This window comes from Blautia faecis (assembly GCF_027662325.1).
Classification (GTDB): Bacteria; Bacillota; Clostridia; order Lachnospirales; family Lachnospiraceae; genus Blautia_A; species Blautia_A faecis.
Genome location: NZ_JAQDKY010000012.1, coordinates 89,369 through 95,975, shown reverse-complemented (window position 1 = coordinate 95,975; position 6,607 = coordinate 89,369). Strand labels below are relative to the sequence as shown.

Annotated in this window: 6 protein-coding genes; 5 read left to right on the top strand and 1 reads right to left on the bottom strand. The window is 47.6% G+C overall.

What is annotated here, in order from left to right; translation table 11 throughout:
- Positions 1–2,373, top strand: a 2,373-nt coding sequence (locus PGQ38_RS08145; RefSeq protein ID WP_270431252.1) for an ABC transporter permease, incomplete at its 5' end; no start/stop codon positions are given.
- Between the two features lie 224 nt (positions 2,374–2,597).
- On the opposite strand, the gene PGQ38_RS08140 is transcribed toward PGQ38_RS08145, so the two are convergent.
- Complete coding sequence (locus PGQ38_RS08140) at positions 2,598–3,638, bottom strand: DUF6076 domain-containing protein (RefSeq protein WP_008816376.1); 1,041 nt, start codon at positions 3,636–3,638, stop codon at positions 2,598–2,600.
- Positions 3,639–3,940: 302 nt separating this feature from the next.
- Between PGQ38_RS08140 and PGQ38_RS08135 the strand changes: the two genes are divergently transcribed.
- The 4 genes from PGQ38_RS08135 (at position 3,941) to mobQ (ending at position 6,595) form a co-directional block, all read left to right on the top strand.
- Positions 3,941–4,165 carry a helix-turn-helix domain-containing protein gene (locus PGQ38_RS08135; protein WP_005362423.1) on the top strand — a complete coding sequence of 75 codons (225 nt, stop codon included), beginning with the start codon at positions 3,941–3,943 and terminating at the stop codon, positions 4,163–4,165.
- Positions 4,166–4,312: 147 nt separating this feature from the next.
- Complete coding sequence (locus PGQ38_RS08130; RefSeq protein ID WP_004614949.1) at positions 4,313–4,516, top strand: hypothetical protein; 204 nt, start codon at positions 4,313–4,315, stop codon at positions 4,514–4,516.
- 286 nt (positions 4,517–4,802) lie between these two features.
- Positions 4,803–5,120 carry a DUF3847 domain-containing protein gene (locus tag PGQ38_RS08125; RefSeq protein ID WP_008816380.1) on the top strand — a complete coding sequence of 106 codons (318 nt, stop codon included), beginning with the start codon at positions 4,803–4,805 and terminating at the stop codon, positions 5,118–5,120.
- 2 nt (positions 5,121–5,122) lie between these two features.
- Positions 5,123–6,595 (top strand): MobQ family relaxase, encoded by a 1,473-nt coding sequence (gene mobQ / locus PGQ38_RS08120; protein WP_074104019.1) that lies wholly within the window; start codon positions 5,123–5,125, stop codon positions 6,593–6,595.
- The last annotated feature ends 12 nt before the right edge of the window (positions 6,596–6,607 follow it).

Here is a 6,607-nt window from a genome sequence, read left to right as displayed (position 1 = left end):
TGGCCTTTTGAGAATGATACCAGCGCCATTACAAAGAAGCTGGCAAAGAAAAGTTTGCAAAGCGAGAAGCGCCGGAATCTGATGGTGGTGATTGCCGTTGCACTGGCGGCGTTTCTAATCTGCTTTACGGGAATTGTGTCTACCTCCCTGACACAAATGCAGCGCAATCAGGTTGTCGATACTTATGAGGCGGTCTGGCTGGGCGTGGAGGAAAACGACATTGAAACCCTGAAAGGACTGCCGGAGTTTGAGCGTGTAGGCGGCTACTATATGCTCGGTGAGGAACTTTCAGAACAGGGCTATCATGCGTCCTATGTGTATTGTGACACACAAATGATGGAGATTACCAAGGCGCAGATGGAGTTATTAGAGGGCCGGGTTCCTGAAAAAGCAAATGAAATTGTCGTAAGCAAATACTTTCTTTCCACCTATGGAAACAATGCCAAGATCGGGGACACTGTGACCTTAGACACCGAGAGTTTTCATGGTGATTATGTCGTTACCGGCATTATGAACAGTGTAAATGAAAAGGAAGCGAATACCTGCGCGATCATTCTTTCCAAAGCTGCCCTAACAGAATGGAATGGGTTTGACCCGGCTGGCTATCGCGCCTATGCCCATTTCAAAAACAGCGATCAGTTGGGTGAGGAGCTGATGACCTCTTATTGCAGGGAGATTGCAGAGGAATATCAGCTTCCTATGCCCAAAATGAACAGTAAGTATTTTGCCTATGCTTCTAAATCCTTTGATTTTGCACTGATGGCAGGTGTGATTGCCCTTGTTCTGATTGGTGGCTATATTGTGATCCAGAGTATCTTCCGTATCTCCATCAATGACAAAATCCAAAGCTACGGGCAGCTTCGGACGATTGGTGCGACACCAAAGCAAATCAAGCGGATTGTAAAGAACGAGGGACGCAAACTCGGCAGTATCGGGATTCTGATTGGCACAGTGCTGGGCGTATGCGGCGGTTTCCTCCTGTTTTCCAAGGGTTTTAACGCTGTTTCCTATGTGGCAACGGTTATTTTAACGCTTATAAGCAGTTGGATCATGGTATCTGTTTCCATCCGTAAGCCGGTGAAAATTGCGGCAGGGATTTCCCCCATTGAAGCCGTCCATTTTACCCCGGCGCAAAAGGACATCCGCAGCCGGAAAAAGAATATCAAGCTCAATCCTGTTTCAATGGGAATTGCAAATTTTAGGCGTGACCGAAAAAAGACCGTTGCTATTGTAGCCTCATTGAGTTTGGGCGGAATTATCCTGCTTGTGGTATCCTCCATTGTTTTGCTGCGCTCACCAGAGGCGCTTGCAAGACAGTTTTTCCCAGACGGCGACTATAAAATTTATTTGGATTCTGAAATGACAGAAGAAAAGGTTATGGCAGCGGGAAATCCATTGAATGAGGAATTAAAGCAGGAAATCTTATCTATTGATGGCGTTACAGATATAATTCCAAGCAGGCAATCTCTCCATGCAACTTATAAAACAGAGATTCATCAAGCTGGTGGTATGTGCGATATGCTGACCGACCAGAATTATGCGGTAGTTGAAGCGGCTCTGACAGAGGGAACCATGCCAACAGATTCCCGTAGTATTGTAATTGACTATAATGTGCTAAAGCAGAATGAGGATATGGGTGTTGGTTCAACGGTTGAGATCTCTTTGGGAGAAGAACAGCCATCCGTTTCTGTTACCATATCGGGGTTATACGCTCCTGCAAAGGTATATTCAGGACATGGCAGGATGCACTTAGATGGGGCAACTCTTTTTGCACCAGAAGCGTTGTTCCACGAACTGCACCCGGAAATCACCTCTTTTGACTATTCATGGAGCATTGTAAATGACCCTAAAAAAACGGACTATGTGGGAGCTGAATTGAAAAATATTGTTGCCAGCCATAGTAATATTGCCTTAGATGAAATCAATACAGTGATTGAATATGAAGAAATGACAAATTCTTTTGCGTTTGGCAGTATGGAGGTACTGTCATGGCTGGTATTTCTCTTTGGCGTTATCAACCTGATTAACACGACACTCTCTAACCAGATAGCCCGAAAGCAGGAAAACAGTATTCTGCGTTCTATCGGCCTAACACAAAAACAGCTATGTGAAATGAACATCTGTGAGGGGCTGTGCTATGCGCTCTTTGCAACATTGGCGACGCTGATCGTTGGGCTTCCGGCTTCCATCTTTGCTTGCAGAAAAATGAGTATAGGAGCTTTTGCCGGAAATGTAGTGCCTTACAAATTCCCGGTTTTGGAAATGGGACTGTTCATTCTGGTATTGTTCGGAATGGAACTGATCTTGTCTGTATGGACAATCCGCAGACAGAAAAAGCAATCCCTGATCGAACAAATGCGGGCGATGGAATAACCGTATGGGATCGGCGGGGCGGCGTGTGCTGCCCCGCTTTTTTCGCCATTTCTCAAAAAATTTTTGAAATGTCCGAGCTTTGTAACAATTCAGCCTGTTTTTTTGTCGAAATCAAAGGCACCTCGGACATTTATAGTTCTTCCAAAAGTTTGATGATAATATTACCATTCATGGAAGAAGCAATCTGTTATTGCAATAATGCGAAATTGACGATAGAAAGTTTTTCATATCTCGGTCAGCTCAACAATTACATTACTCTGCTGATACAGCCAGTCCGTAAATTCTTTCGGGCTGGCCGTTCCTGTTTTTACAGCCTTTTTTCTCTGTAAGGCTTCTTTCTTAAAGTCGGAAAAGGAAGCCTGTATTTTTTCCAGACGGTCAGCCGGAAAGCCTGCGGTATTTTTTACCCGGTTTATTTTGTTGCGCCAGTTCTGGCATTCATTTTTATAAAGCAGGTCATAGTTATTTTCTCTTGACCTCTCGTCAAATTCCCGCTTGTTTTGAAGCGCCTGTGCTTTTCGGCACTTGTCGCTGCACAGCTCATACCGCTGGCTCTTTGCCAGAAAATATTTTCCACAGACCTTGCACCGCCGGAAGCAAAGCCCCCAGTCATTCAGCCTGTTCAGATAATAGGTAATCAACGGGTAGAGGGACGCATAGGCAGACACACATTCTTCTGTGCGCCGGTTGTCCGGGAACCAGAGGTCAAGCCGGGTATCTTCTGACGGTGCGCCTTTGAAATAAAGGCTGCCAGCTTGAAATTGTTTCGGTTTTCCTGTCTCCCTGTCAAAGCTCATGGTTTCGTTTTGGAATACCCCGGTCAGTCTGCTCATTTTATCCATGAAGCGGTCACAGGCAGCGTTACGGTCACGGGGTTCTCTGGCAAGCAGATAGCTGTTCCAGATACGGAACGCCACATACATTTTCAGAGGGTCGTTGCTAAGATATTTCTCCCAAAGAAATTCGCTTGCCGCCTGCTCCAGCTCCGGCTGTTTCCATCGGTTGGAGTGGAGAGCTTGCCGCAGCGGAGAAAGCCCGTATAAGTTCCAGTCTCTGTCCGTGTCACGCTCAAAGTTTATCAAAAAAGTTCCCAGTGGGCGTGTCATATCACAAAGCACCTCTGCGTTTTGGCTCCCGTTCAGACGGAAGCGGATCTGCTGTTCTTCCCCAATCAAAATCCGCTCTTTCATTTTCTTCCTGTCCAGCGTCAGGACAAACAAAATCCTCTCAAAACATGGCTCATGCCGTATAAACTGATTCTCCATCCCTATCCCCTGCCTTTGTTTATGGTAATTATATAATTCAGTTATATCCGTTACACTCATGGTATCGCAGAATCATTGTTTTGTCAAGGATAGTACGCTATGATGATTGCGGTTGGTAATTTCGTACCGCACAGTACCTTGACAAGTGAATGACCGTCCAAAAGGGATATGACCGGCAGGAGAAGTGACGCATTCGGCGCACCAATGCAGGGAAACACCGCAGGAATGGGGCAGGAAAACGGCTTTTGGGGAGAACGGCAACAGGAAGCATTTTAACCTATTTGATTTATGGGAGGAACAGAATGAACGATAAAAAGAGATTGAACAGCTACGAGGATTTACCGCTGGTTCTGGATGTGGCGGACATTCAGCGGATTATGGGAATTTCAAGAGCGAGCGCCTATGAGCTGGTACACACACCCGGCTTTCCAGCGTTCCGCAGGGGCAGACTTATCAAGGTCAGCAAAATTGCTTTCTTTGAATGGATGGCAAAAGGCTCCGAAACCGTACCGGGAAGCGACAAATAAGCGTGAGGTATCATTCCCTGACTTGCAATACTGCCGCACTTTCCAAAGGGGCATACAGAGGGAAAAAAACTTAAAAATGATACCGAGACGCTACATCAAAACAGCCTATCTGCGTACATCAGATAGAAACGGAGAAAGGAGCCGGTTATGGCAAGAATGAGTAACAAGCGGCGGTTGGAATGGTCTTTCTTCTTAAATGACCGCAGCCGTATCACTTACAACGAACTGTGCCGGAAATGCCAGCACGAATGTAAACAGAGCTTCCGGGCGGTTGTGGTTGACTGCCCGAAGTATCTTTCCAAGCGTTCCAAGAAAAAGGACAAGACTGCCGGAAACGGCAAAATCCCTTAGGAACTAAGGGCGCACTTCTATACATAGTCTAAAGACCATGTATCGTGCGTCCTGCGGAGCTTACCTCTGCCGCTGATAAAATCAGCAATCCGAGGTCTGCGTTCGCTTCGCTCCGACAAGGTGGCTACACCCCCTTGCGCCGCTAAAGCGGCTATCCCCTGTGTACCCGCCGCAAAGAGAAATCCGCTCTGCGGTTTTCCCTTTTCATCGGGTTTTATAGAAGCACTGACACACGGACTGTCTGCGGATGGTCTTTCTTTATCTTATCAGCAAAGGATGTGAGAACATGGAAAAATCTTTGGAACAGTTGAAGCAGGAATATGAAAAAACCACTGTCCTGCTGGAACAGGAAAAACGGAAAATGCAGCGTTTGAAAAACCGGCAGGCGTATCTGGAAAGCGGTTCCCGGAAACAGAGGACGCACCGGCTGATTACCCGTGGGGCAGCTATTGAGAGCATTGCACCACAGACAAAGGAGCTATCCGAAGCGGAATTTTATTCCCTCATGGAAAGCATTTTGAATCTGCCGCAGGCGGAGCATTTCATCCGGTCTGCCACAGAGAACCACGCCCGTATTTCCGGGCAGGAGAAAGGCGGTGACTAAGGATAGCACTTTATCATTTTTCAATCGCACAGATCAAGCGCAGCGCCGGTCAGAGCGCCATTGCCAGCGCAGCCTATCGAGCCGGGGAGCGTCTTTACAGCAGCTACTATGGAGAAGTCAGCGACTACACCAAAAAGGGCGGCGTGATCGCTTCGGAAATCATGCTGCCGCCCCATGCGCCGGAAATATATCTTGACCGGGCGACCCTCTGGAATGCTGTGGAGAACTGCGAGAAACATCCAAAAGCACAGCTTGCCTATTCCTTTGATATTGCCATGCAGAATGAATTGACGCTGGAAGAAAACATGGAGCTGGCGAGGAAGTTCGTACAGGAGCAGTTTGTGACAAAAGGCATGATTGCCGACCTTGCTTTTCACAGCCCGGAGAAAGAGGACGGCGGCATCCCTAACCCGCATTTTCATGTGATGACAACCATGCGCCCTTTGAACCCGGATGGCACATGGGGACAAAAACAGCGTCGGGAATATCTTCTTGATGAAGATGGAAACCGAATCCGGGATAAAAACGGCGATTATATGTTTAACGCTGTCCATACAACAGACTGGCATGAGCCGGAAACGCTGGAACACTGGCGGGAGCAGTGGGCGGCTGCCGTTAATACAAAATTTGAGGAAAAAGGGCTGGATGTGCGTATCGACCACCGTTCCTATGTGCGGCAGGGGCTTGACCTGATACCTACTGTCCACGAGGGAGCTAATGTCCGGCAGATGGAAGCAAAGGGCATCCGCACCGAGAAAGGGGAACTGAACCGCTGGATTAAAGCCACCAACCGGCTCATGCAGGATGTGAGGAAGAAGATCAAAGCCCTGTTTGTCTGGATGGCAGAGGTAAAAGAAGAACTTTCCAAACCGCAGACACCGAGCCTTGCCGACCTGTTGATCGCTTATTACAACCAGCGCAACGCAGGGGCATGGAGCAATAAAGCCAGAACCGGAAACTTAAAGCAGTTTGCCGAAGCCGTCAATTATCTGACGGAAAACAAGCTGCTCACATTAGAGGATTTGCAGGAGCGTCTTTCCTCTGTCAACGAAGAATTTGAAGCGTTAAGCGACTCCATGAAAAAGAAATCTGCCCGGATAAAGGAATTGCAGGAATTGATACGGGAGGGCGAGAATTACCAGCGGCTAAAACCTGTTCATACGGAATTGAACAATATCAAGTTTAAGAAACAGAGGGAGAAATTTGAAACATCCCACGATGCGGAGTTACGGCTGTTTTATGCCGCCCGCCGTATTTTGAAAGAAAAACTGGACGGAAAACCCATTGCCCTGAAAGCATGGAAACAGGAATACGCACAGTTAAAAACAGAGTATGCCGAACTGTCTCCGCAGCACAAGCCACTCCGGGAGGAAGTCATACGGCTACGGCAGGTGCAGAACGCCGTAGATACCGCACTGCGCCGGAGGGAGCAGCCACAGGCAGTACAGAGAAAGAAACATGAGATGGAGCTATGATATAACCGGCAG

Coding starts and splice junctions, on each gene's coding strand:
- PGQ38_RS08140 (WP_008816376.1), bottom strand. CDS start 3,638: ATGGAGAATCAGTTTATACGGCATGAGCCATGTTTTGAGAGGATTTTG.
- PGQ38_RS08135 (WP_005362423.1), top strand. CDS start 3,941: ATGAACGATAAAAAGAGATTGAACAGCTACGAGGATTTACCGCTGGTT.
- PGQ38_RS08130 (WP_004614949.1), top strand. CDS start 4,313: ATGGCAAGAATGAGTAACAAGCGGCGGTTGGAATGGTCTTTCTTCTTA.
- PGQ38_RS08125 (WP_008816380.1), top strand. CDS start 4,803: ATGGAAAAATCTTTGGAACAGTTGAAGCAGGAATATGAAAAAACCACT.